Here is a 14596-nt window from a genome sequence, read left to right on the forward strand (position 1 = left end):
GTCCGGTTGTAACCCAGTCCTGCCGGAGCCGGGAGCTGCTGCCGGCTGGTCCGGAATCCTAGTATCCGTAAGAGGTCCGGTAGGCCGACAGCCCGAAGATCAGGAGCAGCCAGAACGCACCGTAGCCGAGCAGGCACAGGTAGCCCAGGACCAGCCCGGTGATGGACATGCCCTTGCCGGAAGGTTCACGGCCGAGCGCCAGGTGGCCGGTGATGATCGCCGCGAGCTGTGGAATGAGGAACCAGCCCAGCAGGACCGAGGAAATACCGCAGACCATGCTCGTGATGCTGAGGCCCTTGGGCTCGACCGCTGGCAGGCCATAGTACTGGCCGTAGGGGCTGGGCTGGGCATAGGGGCTCGGCGGGCCGTAAGGGCTGCCCGGTTGGGCGTAGGGCGCACCGGACTGCTGCTCGGCAGGCTGGCTGTACGCGCCCGTGCCGTATTGGGACCCGCCGTCGTGGGAGCCGCCATCCTGGGACCCGCCGTATTGGGAGCCGGACTCTGTTCCGCCCTTGCTCCAGTCATAAAGGGGCGGCGCGGGAATCTCCGGACCCTGCGGTGGCACAAACTGTGGCGGCTCGTACGCGGGCGGCGGACCGTCCGGCCCCTGGGCGCCGGTCCCTTGGGAATCCGGGCGCGGCGTTGTCTGGTCACTCATGGTTTCCCCCGATCGCAGTCTTCGCTTCCAGCCTACCGCCGCACCTCCTGCGGTCCTATCGTCCTAAATACGGCAGCACGTACACAGCAAAAATCACAAAGCCGGCGAGGCAGAGCAAGCGGCCAATCCCCGCTGCGGCCTGCTGTTGGGCATTCGCTTTCCGGTATCCGTAGCCGCCACTCGCCCCGGCGGCGACGGCCGGGAGCTGACGATGATGGGAATCGCGCGGCTCCGCCGGACGGCCGGACGCATCAGCCGCCCGGGACGCATCCGGGCGGCCGGTCGAACCCAACCGGGACGCATCAGCCTGCCGCGGCACATCCGGGCGCCGCGAATTTTCGGGCCCGCGGGACGCCTCAGGCCCGCGGACCGGCGGAGCCACACGGTTGCTGGCCAAAGACCTCAGCGCGGGATCTTCGGCGGCCGGTTCCTGCATGAGCTCCTGGCTGAGGTGCGCGTACAGGCCCGCCACCGCCTGCTGGTCAAGCACGGGCGGCAAGGACAGCACGGCCTCAACAACGCGTTCGGCACCTGTGACGGCGACGTCCGCATTGGTGACGGCGAAGAGGTCCGGCTGCGCAGCGAGGCAGATCAGCGGGCGGACCAAGCGGCGATGCGGCGGCGGCAACACCGAGGCCACGGCGGCGCACTGCGCCAACGCCCCTTCCACTGACTGTGTCCGCGCGAACCTGCCCTGCCACAGGACCCCGGCGGAAACGCGGACTTCGCCTGTCCAGTTCTTGGCTTCCACCACCACCACGCCGCCCGGACCCACCAGTACGTGATCCAGGCTTGCCCTTGGCCGGCCGGGCCAGTGCACGTCGTGGAGCAGGAACCAGCCGTGCGGGACAAGCAGGTTCAGGTGTTCGGCAACAATCCGCTCTCCCACCGCGCCGTCGTCCCAGGATTTGGTGGCCTGCTCGGTCTGGTCCAGTTGGCGTTTGAGCCTTTGCACGCGCTCCGCTGCGAGCCTTGACTGCTCGGCCGCGCCGTCTCCTGCCCGCATGACCCGCCCCTCACTTTCCTGGCGGCTTAACTGCCGCATGCACGACGACGGTGCTGCCGCCGTCGAGCGTTCCCCGCTGACTTTTCCGAACGTAACAGCGGGCGCGGGGGCCGGTATATAAGTACTTTTGGGCTGAGGTACTCAGGTTTAACCACCTGTTCATGACTTTCCGCGTCACAGCGTCCGAATTTTGGACCGGGGCGTACTGCCGTCCGCCTGCTTCTGGCATGCTGGTCCCATGGCTAGCCGCGCGGGCACAGTTGCCCAACCCCAGGACCTTGTTGACATCACTGCGCTCCTTGACGCGTACTACGACATATCGCCGGATCTGGGTGATCCGGGCCAGCGCGTAGCGTTCGGCACGTCGGGGCACCGGGGATCCAGCCTCAAGGCATCGTTCAACGAAAAGCACATTGTTGCCATCACGCAGGCCATCGTGGAATACCGCGCCGGGCAGGGCATCACCGGCCCGCTGTTCCTGGCGAAGGACACCCACGCGCTGAGCGAGCCGGCACAGAATTCTGCGCTGGAGGTCCTCGCTGCCAACGGCGTGAACGTGCTGGTGGACGCCCGCCACGGTTACACGCCCACCCCTGCCCTGAGCCACGCCATCCTGACGTACAACAACAACCGCGCTGCCGGGGCGCCGGAGGCGGACGGCATTGTGGTCACGCCCAGCCACAACCCGCCCGCAGACGGCGGTTTCAAGTACAACCCGCCGCACGGCGGCCCCGCCGATTCGGACGCGACGGGCTGGATCGCCAACCGCGCCAATGAACTTTTGGAGAACGACCTCCGCGGCGTCAAGCGCATCCCGGTGGCTGACGCCCTCGCGGCGGACAGCACCGGCAAGTTCGATTTCCTCAGCAGCTACGTTGACGATCTCCCGTCCGTGCTGAACCTGGAGGCCATCCGCGACGCCGGAGTCCGCATCGGCGCCGATCCCATGGGCGGCGCGTCCGTGGACTACTGGGGCGAGATCGCCGAGCGGCACCACCTGGACCTCACGGTGGTGAACCCCACCATTGACCCGCAGTTTGCGTTTATGACCCTGGACTGGGACGAAAAGATCCGCATGGACTGCTCCTCACCGTCCGCCATGGCGTCCCTGATCAAGCGGATGTCCGACGGCGGCGCTGGTTCTGCGTCTGGCGCCGCCTTTGACATCGCCACGGGGAATGACGCGGACGCCGACCGCCACGGCATCGTCACGCCTCTTGTCGACGGGGTGGGCGGGCTGATGAACCCGAACCACTACCTCGCCGTCGCCATCGATTACCTGTACCGCAACCGCAGCGGCTGGAACCCGAACTCCGTGGTGGGCAAAACCCTGGTCTCCTCCTCGATCATCGATCGCGTGGCCGAAAGCCTCGGCCGCAAACTCGTCGAGGTGCCCGTCGGCTTCAAGTGGTTTGTGCCCGGCCTGCTCTCCGGCGAGGGCGCGTTCGGCGGCGAGGAATCGGCCGGCGCATCGTTCAACAAGAAGGACGGCAGTGTTTGGACCACCGACAAGGACGGCATCCTGCTGGCGCTCCTTGCCTCGGAGATCACCGCCGTCACGGGCAAGTCCCCCTCGCAGCTGTACAAGGGCCTGACCGACCAGTTCGGCGCCCCCGTCTACGCACGCATCGATGCAGCCGCCACGCGGGAGCAGAAGGCGGCACTCGGCAAGCTCTCGCCGTCGGACGTTACGGCCACTGAACTGGCGGGCGAAACCATCACCGCCAAGCTGACCGAGGCGCCCGGCAACGGCGCGCCCATCGGCGGCCTGAAGGTAGTCACGGAAAACGCCTGGTTCGCCGCCCGTCCGTCCGGCACCGAAGATGTGTACAAAATCTACGCCGAGTCCTTCAAGGGCGAGGAGCACCTTAAGCAGGTCCAGGCCGAGGCCAAGGCCCTGGTGGACAGCGTCATCTCCTGACCTAAAAGCGGATGCTCTATCACTTTTGGTCCTCATCCAACCTGGATAAGGACCAAAAGTGATAGAGCATCTTGGTTAGATCAGACGGTGCGGACGACGTCCTCGTAGGCGAACTTGGGCTTGGCTGCACCCCAGGCGCCTTCACCGGGCTGGCCGATGTTGACCACCAGGAAGCTCTTCTGCTCGCCGGCGGGGTAAAGCTGGGCATCGATGGCGGTGAAGTCGGCGCCGGTCATCGGGCCCGCGGACAGGCCGAGGGAGCGGACGGCAAGGATGAAGTAGCCGGCCTGCAGGTGCGCGTTGTTGTTGCCGGTAGAGGCAGCCAGCTCCGGAGCGGCGTCGTACATGGCCTTCGGGGCGCCGTACTCGGGCAGGAAGGTGTCCCACTGTTCAGCCCACGCGGTGTCGTAGCTGAGGACGGCAACCAGCGGAGCCGAGGCCGTCTTGGCCTTGTTGCCGTTGGACATGGCGTCAACGAGCTTGGCGCGGGCCTCGTCCGAACGGACATAGGTGACGCGGAGCGGCTGGGAGTTGAAGGCCGTGGGGCCGAACTTGGTCAGCTCATAGATGGCGCGGGCCTGGTCCTCGGTCACCTCGCCGGTGAAGGAGTTGGCGGTGCGGGCTTCGGCAAAGATGGCGTCGACGGCGGCCGAGTCGATGACTGCTTCTTCGTGGGCAATAGTCATATGCGTACCTTTCGCTGGGCCCGCTCATCGGGGTGATGGGCCGGCTATCTGCTTTCCATCGTTGCAACTTCAAGCGTTGCTGTCTTCTTCCCGTGACGGCCCGTGACGTTCGGCACAGCCCGTCGCGGGCGTGCGGGCGCGGTATTCTTGCACCGGAAGATTCCAGCCCACGCGGCAACCCCCTTGAAAGGCCCCCGTCCATGAGCATGCTCGGAATGAAATGGAAGCTGCACGGCACCGGCCGGTCGATTAAGCCCGGGCGCGTGGTTGCTCCGGACGAGCGGCTGGCCTGGCCGCTGACCATTGGCGTGGGCATGCAGCATGTGGTGGCCATGTTCGGCGCCACATTCCTGGTCCCCATCATCACCGGGATGCCGCCGGCCACCACCCTCTTCTTTTCCGGCATTGGCACCCTGTTGTTCCTGGTCATCACCAAGGGCCGGGTGCCCAGCTACCTCGGCTCCAGCTTCGCCTTCATCGCGCCCATCATGGCGTCCCAGCAGCAGTTCGGCATCCCCGGGGCGCTGGGCGGAGTGCTGCTCGCCGGCGTCGCCCTGGTCCTGATCGGGGCGATCGTCCAGAAATTCGGCGCGGGCTGGATCAACCGGCTGATGCCGCCGATCGTCACCGGCGCCATCGTGGCCCTGATCGGCCTCAACCTCGCCCCCGCGGCGAAGATGAACTTCGCTGCCGCCCCCATCACTGCGGTGGTCACCCTGGCCACCATCATCCTGGTCAGTGTCCTGTTCCGCGGCATCATCGGCCGGCTGAGCATCCTGGTGGGCGTAGTGGCGGGCTACCTCGTGGCCATGCTGCGCGGCGAAGTGAGCTACGACAAGATGGACGCCGCCGCATGGATCGGCCTCCCCCACTTCCAGACGCCGGAATTCCACGTCGGCGTACTGGGGCTGTTCGTCCCCGTGGTCCTCGTCCTCGTGGCCGAGAACATCGGGCACGTGAAATCAGTGGCGGCGATGACGGGGCAAAACCTCGACGACGTCTCCGGGCGCGCGCTGATGGCCGACGGCATCGCCACAGTACTCGCCGGCGCCGGCGGCGGTTCCGGCACCACCACCTACGCGGAAAACATCGGCGTCATGGCGGCCACCAAGGTGTATTCCACGGCGGCGTACTGGGTGGCGGGGATCTTCGCCATCGTACTGAGTTTCTCACCGAAGTTCGGCGAACTGATTGCCACCGTACCGCCGGGCGTGCTGGGCGGTGCGGCCACCATGCTGTACGGCATGATCGGCATTCTCGGCGTGAAGATCTGGGTGCAGAACAAGGTGAACTTCGCCAACCCGGTAAACCTGACCACGGCCGCCGTCGCCCTGATCATCGGCATCGCGGACTACACCTGGGCCATCGGGGAACTGACCTTCACCGGCATCGCACTGGGCTCCGCCGCCGCACTGGTGATCTACCACGGCATGAGCGCCATTGCGAAGGCACGCGGCACGGCGGCGGAACCGGAAACCGAACTGGCCGGCCTTCCCCCGGCCGCGAAGGCCGCCCTCAACGCCGCAACGAAACGCAGCCCGAAAAAACGCTGATCAGGCCGCGTGGCCTCCACTCAGGTACGCCGCCGGCGGCGTGCCCCGGCCGAAGACCGGCCCGGGCTCGGGCCGTTTGGCGGTCAACTCCTCTTCTGACGGGTGCTTGAGCTGGCGGACCACCCACGGGAAAAGGTACTCCCGCGCCCAGACCAGGTCTTCCGCCCGCGCCTCCCGCCAGCCTCGCGGCAGGGACGGCTTGGGTTCAAGCGGCACCAACGTGTGCGGGACACCGAGGGCCCTCAGGACTGCCATGGCGATGGTGTGGTGACCGAGGGGTGAGAAGTGCAGCCGGTCCGGATCCCACATGCCCGGGTGCGAGAGTTCACGCAGGAACCACAGATCCACCATCACCGCGTCATGGCGGGCAGCCACCGTATGGAGATTTTCGTTGAAGATGGCCACCTTGCCGCGGATCTGGCTGAAGACAGGCGTCGCGCCCCAGTCGGGTCCGGCGAAGAGGACCACTGTGGCGCCGGACCGTGCCAGTTGTTCCACCCCAACGTCGATCTTTTCTGCCAGCCGGTCCGGATCGCTGCGCCTGAACACCATGTCGTTGCCGCCGGCCGATAACGTCACCAGGTCCGGCTTCAGCTCCAGCGCGGGCTCCAGTTGCCGGTCGAAGATCTGCTGCAGCAGCAGGCCCCGGATGGCGAGGTTTGCGTAGGAAAAATCCGGCTGGTTGACGCTCAATTCCTCGGCCACGCGGTCTGCCCAGCCGCGCAGGCCGCCTTCACTGCGGGGGTCGGGGTCACCGATCCCTTCCGTGAAGGAATCACCCAGCGCCACCAGCCTGCGCCAAGGGTGAAGTGCTGGCTCCGCAGGGGCGCTTGTGGCTGCCCTGTTCTGATTCCGGGCCTTCATGGTGTACTCCCTGTTTTGTAGGGTCCTTCATGCACCGCCGGTGTTTCGACCGCGATAAGGTCGAAGCCGGCGTTGTCCTGGCGGGGTTCCGCCGTGTCGGGGCGTGAGGCCGCCACGATGTTCAGGGCCGTCTGCCGCAGCCCTTGGCTGGTATGCCTGGCGACGGTCCTTAGATACTGCACAGCCGCCTCGTGCCCGAGACCGTAGTCGGCCATGAGGATGCCGACGGCCAGGTCCAGAAGGACTGCCGAGCTCTGTGCGATGGCCAGCTGCGCGTCGGCCTCGGTCCGGGCGGCCACCCGCACCACCAGGCGCAGGGAGCTCGCCACCTGCCGGGCATACCGGCGTGCCAGCACGATGTCCTTGCTGCTGAACGCATGGGGCAAGGCGGCATAAAGGCTCAGCGCCGCATGCCACCCTGCCGCGGACACTATGGGCGTGGACAGCAACGATCTGACCCCGTGTTCCGCGGCAGCGTTGGCGTAGCCCGGCCAGCGGCGGTCGCTGGCCGTGTCTGCCACGTGCACAAAGTCACCGGTACGCAGTGACTCCAACACGGGTCCGTCTGCGAACGAGCACTGTTCTTCGTCTGCAGCCCTGGCCGCGGCGCTTCCGGCGGCGGCGGTCCGGGCCGCGCCGGGACGGAAGAAGGTGACGGCCCAACTGATTGACCGGACATCGGCGTCGAGGTCGCGCATGAACTCGCCGGTGACCGAGGCAAGGAAGTCCTCAACGTCCCTGCTCTCGAACACCACGTCCTGGGGATCGGGAAGGGATTCCCAGCCTGGCATCCGTGGAGTCTCCGCGGCCATAACCCACGCCTAGGATCGATACGCGCGGCCCACTGCAAAACCTGTTATTAGGATACGTCCGGAGTTGGTTTCACGGGTGTGATTCTGCGGCACCAATATGCGGCTGCGGACAGCACGGTGCCGCCCTCAAGAATCCGGGCGGCACCGTGCCGGTGACGTGCGCCGGGCGAATCCCGGCGGCACCAAAGGTTTAGCCGGCGTCGAAGCTTTCATCGTCGTCGTTAGGTGACTTTTCCTTGTCCAGGTTATTGCCGCTGCCGTCGGGCAGGCCGGAAGCATCCTGTTCGGACTCCGAGGAGAACGGCTTCGAGCCCTGGGAATCCGCGTTTGACCCGTCGATTTCGGCGTCCGCGGACGGCACATCCGCGTCACCGGACCCGGACTGCTGCTCCCCCGGTTCGGGCCCCGGATCGTTCGAGTCCGCGTCATCGCTGTGCTGAGCGGACGGCTTGTTGTCCGCACCGCCCATCTCCTGCTCCGGGGTGGGCGAACCGTAGCCGCCCACTTCCTTTTCCGGTTCCGGGCGCTGGTTTTCCTGACTCATGGTTCCTCCTTGTGGATGTGGATGAATCTGCGAGCAGCCCTTCGAAAATCTCCCGCCCGGCAGAGCGAGTCACCGTTCGACTCGAGTAATAAGCAACCTTAGCAATTGTTGATCTCGCCGCAACTTCGGCCTAGCTTGAAATCACACGGCTTGGTGGCCACGCCCCCGGAGCAAGGAGAAGCGATGCCGAACGCGGAGGACGTCACGGGCGGGTCAGGCCGGCACGAAACCCGGGAAGAGCAGCTTGACCGCAACTGGTCCGAACTGCTCCAGGAACTCAGGGTCCTACAGACCGGGGTGCAGATTTTGGCAGGTTTCCTCCTGACACTCCCCTTCCAGCAGCGTTTTGAGAAACTGGACGGCTTTCAGGTCACCCTCTACCTCGTCAACGTTGTTATTGCCGCCCTCACCACGGTATTCATCCTGCTTCCGGTGAGCGTTCACCGCCGCCTGTTCCGCCAGCGGCTCAAGGAGATGCTCGTGTCCAGCGCCGACACCATCACCAAACTCGCCCTGGCCGGGGTTGGCATGCTCAGCGTCGGGACGGCCGCGCTGGTTTTTGACGTCACGGCTGGCCGGCCGGCGGGCCTGACCGCGGGCGGGGTCCTGCTTGCGGTGCTCCTGATCCTTCTGGTCTATGTCCCCCTGCGCCTGAACCGCCGCGCCCGGGGGCGGTAGCCCTCAGGCGCCTTCCAGGACCTGGCTGGTTGCCCACGCGAGGTACTTTGCCGCGTTGGCGACGGCGTCTTCCGGGCTGGCGGCGACGTCGAGCAGCTGGGCGGCGGCCACTACGCCGTGGCCGGCCAGGTCCTCGGGCGTGACCAGGATCCGGCCCGCCACCGCAATCACCGGGATGCCCCGCTCGCGGGCCGCGTCGGCGAGCGCGATGGGTGCCTTCCCCGTCAGCGACTGGGAGTCCAGGGATCCTTCGCCGGTGATCACGAGGTCTGCGTTGTCCAGCTGGCCCGCGAGGCCGGTGAGCCCCGCCACCAGTGCGAATCCGCCTTCCAGGCGTGCGCTGCCGAAGGCAAGGAACGACGCCGGGAAGCCACCGGCTGCCCCGGCTCCCGGGAGGTTGACGTCCCGGCCGGTCGCTTCACGGAGCACGGACGCCCAGTTGCGGAGACCGGCGTCGAGCAGTTCAATGGCTTCGGCGTCAGCTCCCTTCTGGGGGCCGAAAACGTGGGCGGCGCCGGTGGCGCCGAATAGAGGGTTCTGCACGTCCACTGCGATTCTGAACGTGACCGCTGACAGCCGCGGATCCAACCCGGAAGTGTCCAGGGCCACCACATCGGCCAGCGATCCGCCGCCCAGCGGGACCACGTTGCCGGCACGGTCCAGGGGCTTGAGGCCCAGCGCACGCAGGGCGCCGCTGCCGCCGTCGGTCATGGCCGACCCGCCCAGGCCCAGCACAATTTCGGTGGCGCCTGCGTCGAGGGCCGCGGCGATCAGCTGCCCGCAACCGTAGCTGTGGGCCCGCAGGGCGTTGGCCGGGGTGGGCTCCATCTGCGCCAGGCCGGACGCCTGCGCGGTTTCGATGACAGCAACAACACCACCGTCGTCGTTTTTACGGATCGCCCAGGCCGCACCGACGGGCTTAAGGATGGGCCCCACCACCGCGTTGAGCCGCTCCTCGTAACCGGCGGAAACGGCCGCCTCCAAGGTTCCCTCGCCGCCGTCGGCGATCGGAAACTGGTTGGCCACGGCATCCGGATAGACGCGCAGCGCTCCTTCCGCGATGGCGGCGGCGGCCTCTGCTGCGGTGAGGGAACCCTTGAACTTGTCCGGGGCGATGAGAATGCGCATGCGCTCAATCATGCCAGCCCCATGAGGGAAAGCGCTTGCCAGATCCGCTATGCGGACAGCGGGGCCTGCCCGGCGGCCTTGCCTTTGAGGACCGCAAAGTAGCCGGGGACCCGGCTGTCCCCGTCAGCATCCATCAGTGGATTGGTTTCGATGGTGGCGCTGCCGTCCTCCACGAGCGTCCACCGGTCCGCCGGCATCACGACGGCGAGCTCCGCCGGGCCGAAGTGCCCGGGCATGGGCAGCTTGCGGATAGCCAGTTCCAGCGGCGCCGGGATCCGCCGGAGTGAGGCACCCAGGTGCGAGACGTACTCCACCGGGTTGCCGCGAAAGTTCGTCTCCGCCAGGAAAACCCGGCCGCGGATGCCCACCAGCTGCCGGAGGTTTTCCATCAGGGCGGCCTGATCTGCGGTGCTCAGGACATGGAGCACCCCTCGGATGAAGACATTGGCGTCCGTCGGTCCCGCGAGGCCGGCGCCAGCTCCCGGCCGCGTCATATCGCACGTCACAAAGCTGACGTTTGGTAGCCCTGCCGACTCGTCCCGCGCGCGGGATACCGCATGGTCAGCAACGTCCACCCCGATCACCTGCGGCGAAAATGCCGCCAGGGCCCGGCTGAACGCACCATGGCCACAGCCCACATCAACCACGGGAAGGTTCGGATCAAAGTGCCGCTTCAGGATGCTCCGGTAGCCCTGCAACTCGTTGTCAGAACCGGAATCCCAGAGCACTTCGCTGCTGGTCCCCGTGCTGACGATGCCTGCCCAGTACTTGTCCCAGGCAACGGTACGGTCTTTGGGAGCGGAACGGGACAGCCTGATGAGCTTGGGCAGGATCAGGTACTTCCGCCAGGAGGAGCGCATCGGTTTCGAAGGGGAGGGCACCGTTCAAATATAGGTCCCCGAATGCCCCGCGCCGTCGCCTGGACGGTCCGCGCGTTTCAGGCGACGGCCTGCTGGTCCTTCAACAGCCAGTCGGTGGCCTCTTGCCTCGACGTGAAAAACCGCGTGGGGCAGGGCAGCTTGTTGATGCCCAGGATGAAGTTGGCCAGCACTTTGTCCACGGGCGATGCGCCCAGCAGGGCTATGCGGGACGCCTGGCACGGCCTGCCGAAAACGGCGCGTGCACCGCGGCTGACCTGCGCCGTCGTGGCCATATCCACCAGCATGGGGTGACGGAGTTCCCCGCACAGTTCATTCACGCCGAGCATTGCCGCTTCGGCGTCGGCCTGGGATATGGAGGCCGCGCGGGGCCACTTCAGCTGGAGAACACCCTGTCCATCCAACGACAGCTCCGCCTTCACACCTTCTGCAGGCTGATTCGTCACGATTACCCTCCGCGCTTCCTAAGAGGGGCCAGCTATGCCCCGTCACCCTACAATGTACTCATTCAGGACTGAACGGTTCCTGACCAGCAGCGAGGGGGACGGGTTGCCAGCGGACACTCCACATGTAGCAACCGTGCCCTATCTGGCCGTGGTCGCGGACCCGGACTCCGGGCGACGGCAGTTTGTAGCCGCCTCGCTGGAGGCTGCGGGTTTCGCGGTCCGCGCCGCCGGTAATGCCGCCGGCCTGTCCGCGATCTTGGAGGACGCCGCGCCCTCGGTGCTGGTCCTGGACAGTTCCCTGGCCGATATCAACGTTGCGGCTCCTGTCCTGGCGCTTGTGGACCTGGACAGTCCGTCCGAGGTCAAGGCCGTGGAGCATACCGGCGTGCGGGACTGCATTGCGAAACCGCCCGCGGCCAAGGAGCTGATCCACCGGGCCACCGCGCTGATCAACCTGGTGTCCCGCCGGGCCGAGCGGCGGCACGAGGCCGAGACACTGCGCGAAAGCCTGCGCCAGGTTTCGGCGGCACTGCGCGGCACCAACGACCCCCAGAAGATCGCCGACTTTGTGGTGGCGGGTTTCGGGGAGACGTTCGGCGCGGACCGGGTCTGCCTCGCCACGTTCGAAGACGACAAGGTGCCCCTGATCACCGCGCAGTGGCACCGGGCGGGGCTGTCGCCACTGCCCCCGGCCTTGTTCGCCACCGAGGACGCACGCGCGGCAGCGGACCACCTTTGGTCGCGGGCAGAGCCTTTGACCGCGAACGGCGGGGCGCCGGACAGCGCCGATGACGCCGAGCTTCCAGCCGAGCTGGCGGCCCTGAACCCGGCAGCATACGTTGCCGTGCCGATGGGTGACGGCAGTTCGTCGCTGGGCATCATCTGGATTGCGCTGCTGGACTCCCCCAGGGAATGGTCGCGGGCAGAGCTTGGCCTCATCCAGCATGTGGCGGGAAACGCGGCCCACGGCCTCATCCAGAGCCACCTGATCACCAGCCAGCAGCAGGTGGTCAAGCAGCTCCGCCAGCTGGACAAGGCCAAGACCGACTTCCTGGCCACCGTCAATCACGAACTCCGCACCCCGCTGACGTCGATCATGGCGTACCTGGACATGATCCAGGAGAACACCTCGGATCCGGTGTCCGTCGAGGTCCACCAGATGCTGGACATTGTGGTCCGGAATACGGAACGGCTTCGCCTGCTGATCGAAGACATGCTGAGTGTCTCCCGCAACGGCCACGAGCTCAGCCCGCTGCAGCTGACGCCGGTCCGGCTGGCACGGACGTTGAAGATTGTCACGGCCGCGCTCACCCCGCTGGCAAAGCTGCAGAACGTCAGCATCGTGCTGGCCCCCACCGCCGAAGACCTCAACATCATGGCGGACGAAGTCCAGCTGCAGCAGGTATTCACCAACCTGGTCTCCAACGCCATCAAATTCACGCCGGGCGGAGGCCGGATCGACGTCCGCAGCAGCTCCGAGACCGAAGCCGACGGCACCCGCTGGGCAACTGTGAGCGTCTCCGATACCGGGATGGGGATCTCCGAGGACGAGCTGGCCCACGTCTTCACGCGCTTCTACCGGGCTTCCAATGCCATGTCCGGCGCGGTGCCGGGCACCGGTTTGGGGCTTGCCATTACCAAGGACATCATGGATCGCCACGGCGGCAGCATCGACGTGGCGTCGGAGCTTGGCCTGGGCACCACAGTCACGGTGCGGCTCCCGCTCGACAGACATTCGGCCCGGACCCTCTGACACACAGGCCGTAAACAAAGAGCCCCTGAAACACAGCCCGTTGAACCGCAGAATTCCTGAACCGCAGCACCATGGTCCCCGGAAAGGAGGTCCCCTTGTTCGCCGATGACGACCCCAGGCTGTCGCAACTTCTGGAGGGCATTGTCCGGCTTGCCTCCGGCGATCTCCAGTCCCGGATTGAGGTCTCGCCCGCCCGTGACGAACTCGATGCCATCATCATGGGCACCAACCTCCTGGCCGAGGACCTGCAGATCATCTACGAGGAACTTGAACAGCGTGTTGAGGACCGCACCCAGCTCCTCCACGAGGCACACCGCGAAATGCAGAAGATGGCCATGCAGGACCCCCTCACCGGCCTCGCCAACCGGTCGGCGCTCCTTGCCGCTCTGAAGTCCGCGCAGGACCACGACGCCGCCGGCGGCCAGCCCGTGATCCTCCTCCTTGACCTGGATGCCTTCAAGTCCATCAACGACAGCCTGGGCCACGCTGCGGGGGATCAGGTGCTGACCACTGTGGCACGGCGCATCCGCGGCGCGGTCCGCAATACTGACGTTGTCGCCCGGCTGGGCGGGGACGAGTTCGCCATTGTTATGCCTGCCACGGGCGCCGACCAGGCGGCCGTCGTCGGCCAGCGCGTCCTGGCCGCCCTTAAGGAACCGATCGAGCTGCCCGACCGGACCATCCGCTGCGGGGCGAGCCTCGGGCTCAGCGTCGGGGAGCCCGGGCGGTCCCCGGACGACCTACTCATGGAAGCCGATGTTGCCATGTACGCCTCGAAGGCCGAGGGCCAGAATAGGCTCCATGTGTTCGAGCCCGGGCTCCTTCTGGTCCGCAGGCTGCGCAGCCAACTCCTGGACGATCTCCGGGCCGCGGTCAAGGGCGACGGGCTGATGCTCCATTACCAGCCCGTGATTGAGCTGGACACGGGCAGGATTGAAGGCGTGGAAGCCCTTGTCCGCTGGCAGCACCCCACCCGGGGACTCATCATGCCGGACGAGTTCATTCCAATCGCCGAAGATGCCGGGCTGATCTCCGAGCTCGGCCTCTGGGTCCTCACGACGGCGGTGCACCAGTTGCGCCGCTGGGTTGACGATGCGCTGGTGGACAGTTCCTTCTCCGTGCGGATCAACATCTCCGCCACCGATCTGCAAAGCCTGCAGTTCATCGAGGACGTCCGCGGCGTGCTCCGGGAAACGGCCGTCCGGCCGGAGCAGGTGGTCCTCGAACTGACGGAAGCGGCAATCGTCAGGGGCAACGAGCTGGACCGGTACTCGCTGGGCGGCCTGCGGGGGCTTGGAGTCGGAATCGAGATCGATGACTTCGGGACCGGCTACTCATCCATCAGCTACCTGCGCAGGCTCCCCGTGGACAGGGTGAAGGTGGACCGGTCACTGATCGAGGGGCTGGGTACGGATCCCAGCCAGCCCGCGCTGGTGGCCGCTGTCCTGCAGCTGGTACGGGCCTGCGGACTGGAGGCTGTCTGGGAGGGTGTGGAAACTGAGGTGCAGGCCGAGCAACTGCGGAACCTGGGCTGCCTCAGCGCGCAGGGGTACTACTTCAGCAAACCTGTTTCGCCCGAACAGATCCCTGATCTCCTGGCCAGGAGTTCAGCCGAAGGTATGCGCACTTAATCGTTTGGGCCGCATCGTTTGGGGCTGCGCTTTTGGGG

At 66.4% G+C, this 14596-nt stretch carries 14 protein-coding genes; 5 read left to right on the forward strand and 9 right to left on the reverse strand.

Annotation, left to right across the window (positions count from 1 at the left end; translation table 11 throughout):
• Positions 1 to 58: 58 nt before the first annotated feature.
• Positions 59 to 658, reverse strand: coding sequence for a DUF4190 domain-containing protein (locus tag NQJ30_RS07535; RefSeq protein ID WP_255769232.1), 600 nt, complete (start codon positions 656 to 658; stop codon positions 59 to 61).
• A gap of 55 nt (positions 659 to 713) precedes the next feature.
• On the reverse strand, positions 714 to 1664 hold the full coding sequence (locus tag NQJ30_RS07540; protein ID WP_255769233.1) for a nuclease-related domain-containing protein: 951 nt from the start codon (positions 1662 to 1664) through the stop codon (positions 714 to 716).
• Positions 1665 to 1902: 238 nt separating this feature from the next.
• Here NQJ30_RS07540 and pgm point away from each other — a divergent pair, with 238 nt between their 5' ends.
• Complete coding sequence (pgm, locus tag NQJ30_RS07545; RefSeq protein ID WP_255769234.1) at positions 1903 to 3585, forward strand: phosphoglucomutase (alpha-D-glucose-1,6-bisphosphate-dependent); 1683 nt, start codon at positions 1903 to 1905, stop codon at positions 3583 to 3585.
• An 80-nt stretch (positions 3586 to 3665) separates the two neighbouring features.
• Here the strand turns inward: pgm and NQJ30_RS07550 are convergent, their stop codons facing one another.
• The gene (locus tag NQJ30_RS07550) at positions 3666 to 4271 is read right to left on the reverse strand and encodes a malonic semialdehyde reductase (RefSeq protein ID WP_255769235.1); all 606 of its coding nucleotides are present in this window, start codon (positions 4269 to 4271) and stop codon (positions 3666 to 3668) included.
• Positions 4272 to 4471: 200 nt separating this feature from the next.
• On the opposite strand from NQJ30_RS07550, the gene NQJ30_RS07555 reads away from it, so the two are divergent.
• The gene (locus NQJ30_RS07555) at positions 4472 to 5824 is read left to right on the forward strand and encodes a uracil-xanthine permease family protein (protein ID WP_255769236.1); all 1353 of its coding nucleotides are present in this window, start codon (positions 4472 to 4474) and stop codon (positions 5822 to 5824) included.
• Here NQJ30_RS07555 and NQJ30_RS07560 read toward each other — a convergent pair whose 3' ends face one another.
• The 3 genes from NQJ30_RS07560 to NQJ30_RS07570 form a co-directional block, all read right to left on the reverse strand.
• Positions 5825 to 6688, reverse strand: coding sequence for an SGNH/GDSL hydrolase family protein (locus NQJ30_RS07560; protein ID WP_255769237.1), 864 nt, complete (start codon positions 6686 to 6688; stop codon positions 5825 to 5827).
• Positions 6685 to 7479, reverse strand: a complete 795-nt coding sequence (locus tag NQJ30_RS07565; protein WP_255769238.1) for a GAF and ANTAR domain-containing protein — start codon at positions 7477 to 7479, stop codon at positions 6685 to 6687. The genes NQJ30_RS07560 and NQJ30_RS07565 overlap by 4 nt, the downstream gene beginning before the upstream one ends.
• 211 nt (positions 7480 to 7690) lie before the next feature.
• Positions 7691 to 8044 (reverse strand): hypothetical protein, encoded by a 354-nt coding sequence (locus NQJ30_RS07570; protein WP_255769239.1) that lies wholly within the window; start codon positions 8042 to 8044, stop codon positions 7691 to 7693.
• A gap of 183 nt (positions 8045 to 8227) precedes the next feature.
• On the opposite strand from NQJ30_RS07570, the gene NQJ30_RS07575 reads away from it, so the two are divergent.
• A complete protein-coding gene (locus NQJ30_RS07575; RefSeq protein ID WP_255769240.1) occupies positions 8228 to 8722 on the forward strand; it encodes a DUF6328 family protein in 495 nt (164 codons plus the stop codon).
• Positions 8723 to 8725: 3 nt separating this feature from the next.
• On the opposite strand, the gene NQJ30_RS07580 is transcribed toward NQJ30_RS07575, so the two are convergent.
• The 3 genes from NQJ30_RS07580 to NQJ30_RS07590 form a co-directional block, all read right to left on the reverse strand.
• Complete coding sequence (locus NQJ30_RS07580) at positions 8726 to 9850, reverse strand: glycerate kinase (RefSeq protein WP_255769241.1); 1125 nt, start codon at positions 9848 to 9850, stop codon at positions 8726 to 8728.
• Between the two features lie 47 nt (positions 9851 to 9897).
• On the reverse strand, positions 9898 to 10710 hold the full coding sequence (locus NQJ30_RS07585) for a class I SAM-dependent methyltransferase (RefSeq protein ID WP_255769302.1): 813 nt from the start codon (positions 10708 to 10710) through the stop codon (positions 9898 to 9900).
• A 77-nt stretch (positions 10711 to 10787) separates the two neighbouring features.
• Complete coding sequence (locus tag NQJ30_RS07590; RefSeq protein ID WP_255769242.1) at positions 10788 to 11174, reverse strand: DUF7793 family protein; 387 nt, start codon at positions 11172 to 11174, stop codon at positions 10788 to 10790.
• Between the two features lie 52 nt (positions 11175 to 11226).
• Between NQJ30_RS07590 and NQJ30_RS07595 the strand changes: the two genes are divergently transcribed.
• Positions 11227 to 12927: an ATP-binding protein gene (locus NQJ30_RS07595; protein WP_255769243.1), complete on the forward strand. Its 1701-nt coding sequence runs from the start codon at positions 11227 to 11229 to the stop codon at positions 12925 to 12927.
• Between the two features lie 95 nt (positions 12928 to 13022).
• Positions 13023 to 14558 (forward strand): putative bifunctional diguanylate cyclase/phosphodiesterase, encoded by a 1536-nt coding sequence (locus NQJ30_RS07600; protein WP_255769244.1) that lies wholly within the window; start codon positions 13023 to 13025, stop codon positions 14556 to 14558.
• Positions 14559 to 14596: the final 38 nt, after the last annotated feature.

Source organism: Pseudarthrobacter sulfonivorans (assembly GCF_024391045.1).
Taxonomy (GTDB): domain Bacteria; phylum Actinomycetota; class Actinomycetes; order Actinomycetales; family Micrococcaceae; genus Arthrobacter; species Arthrobacter sulfonivorans_B.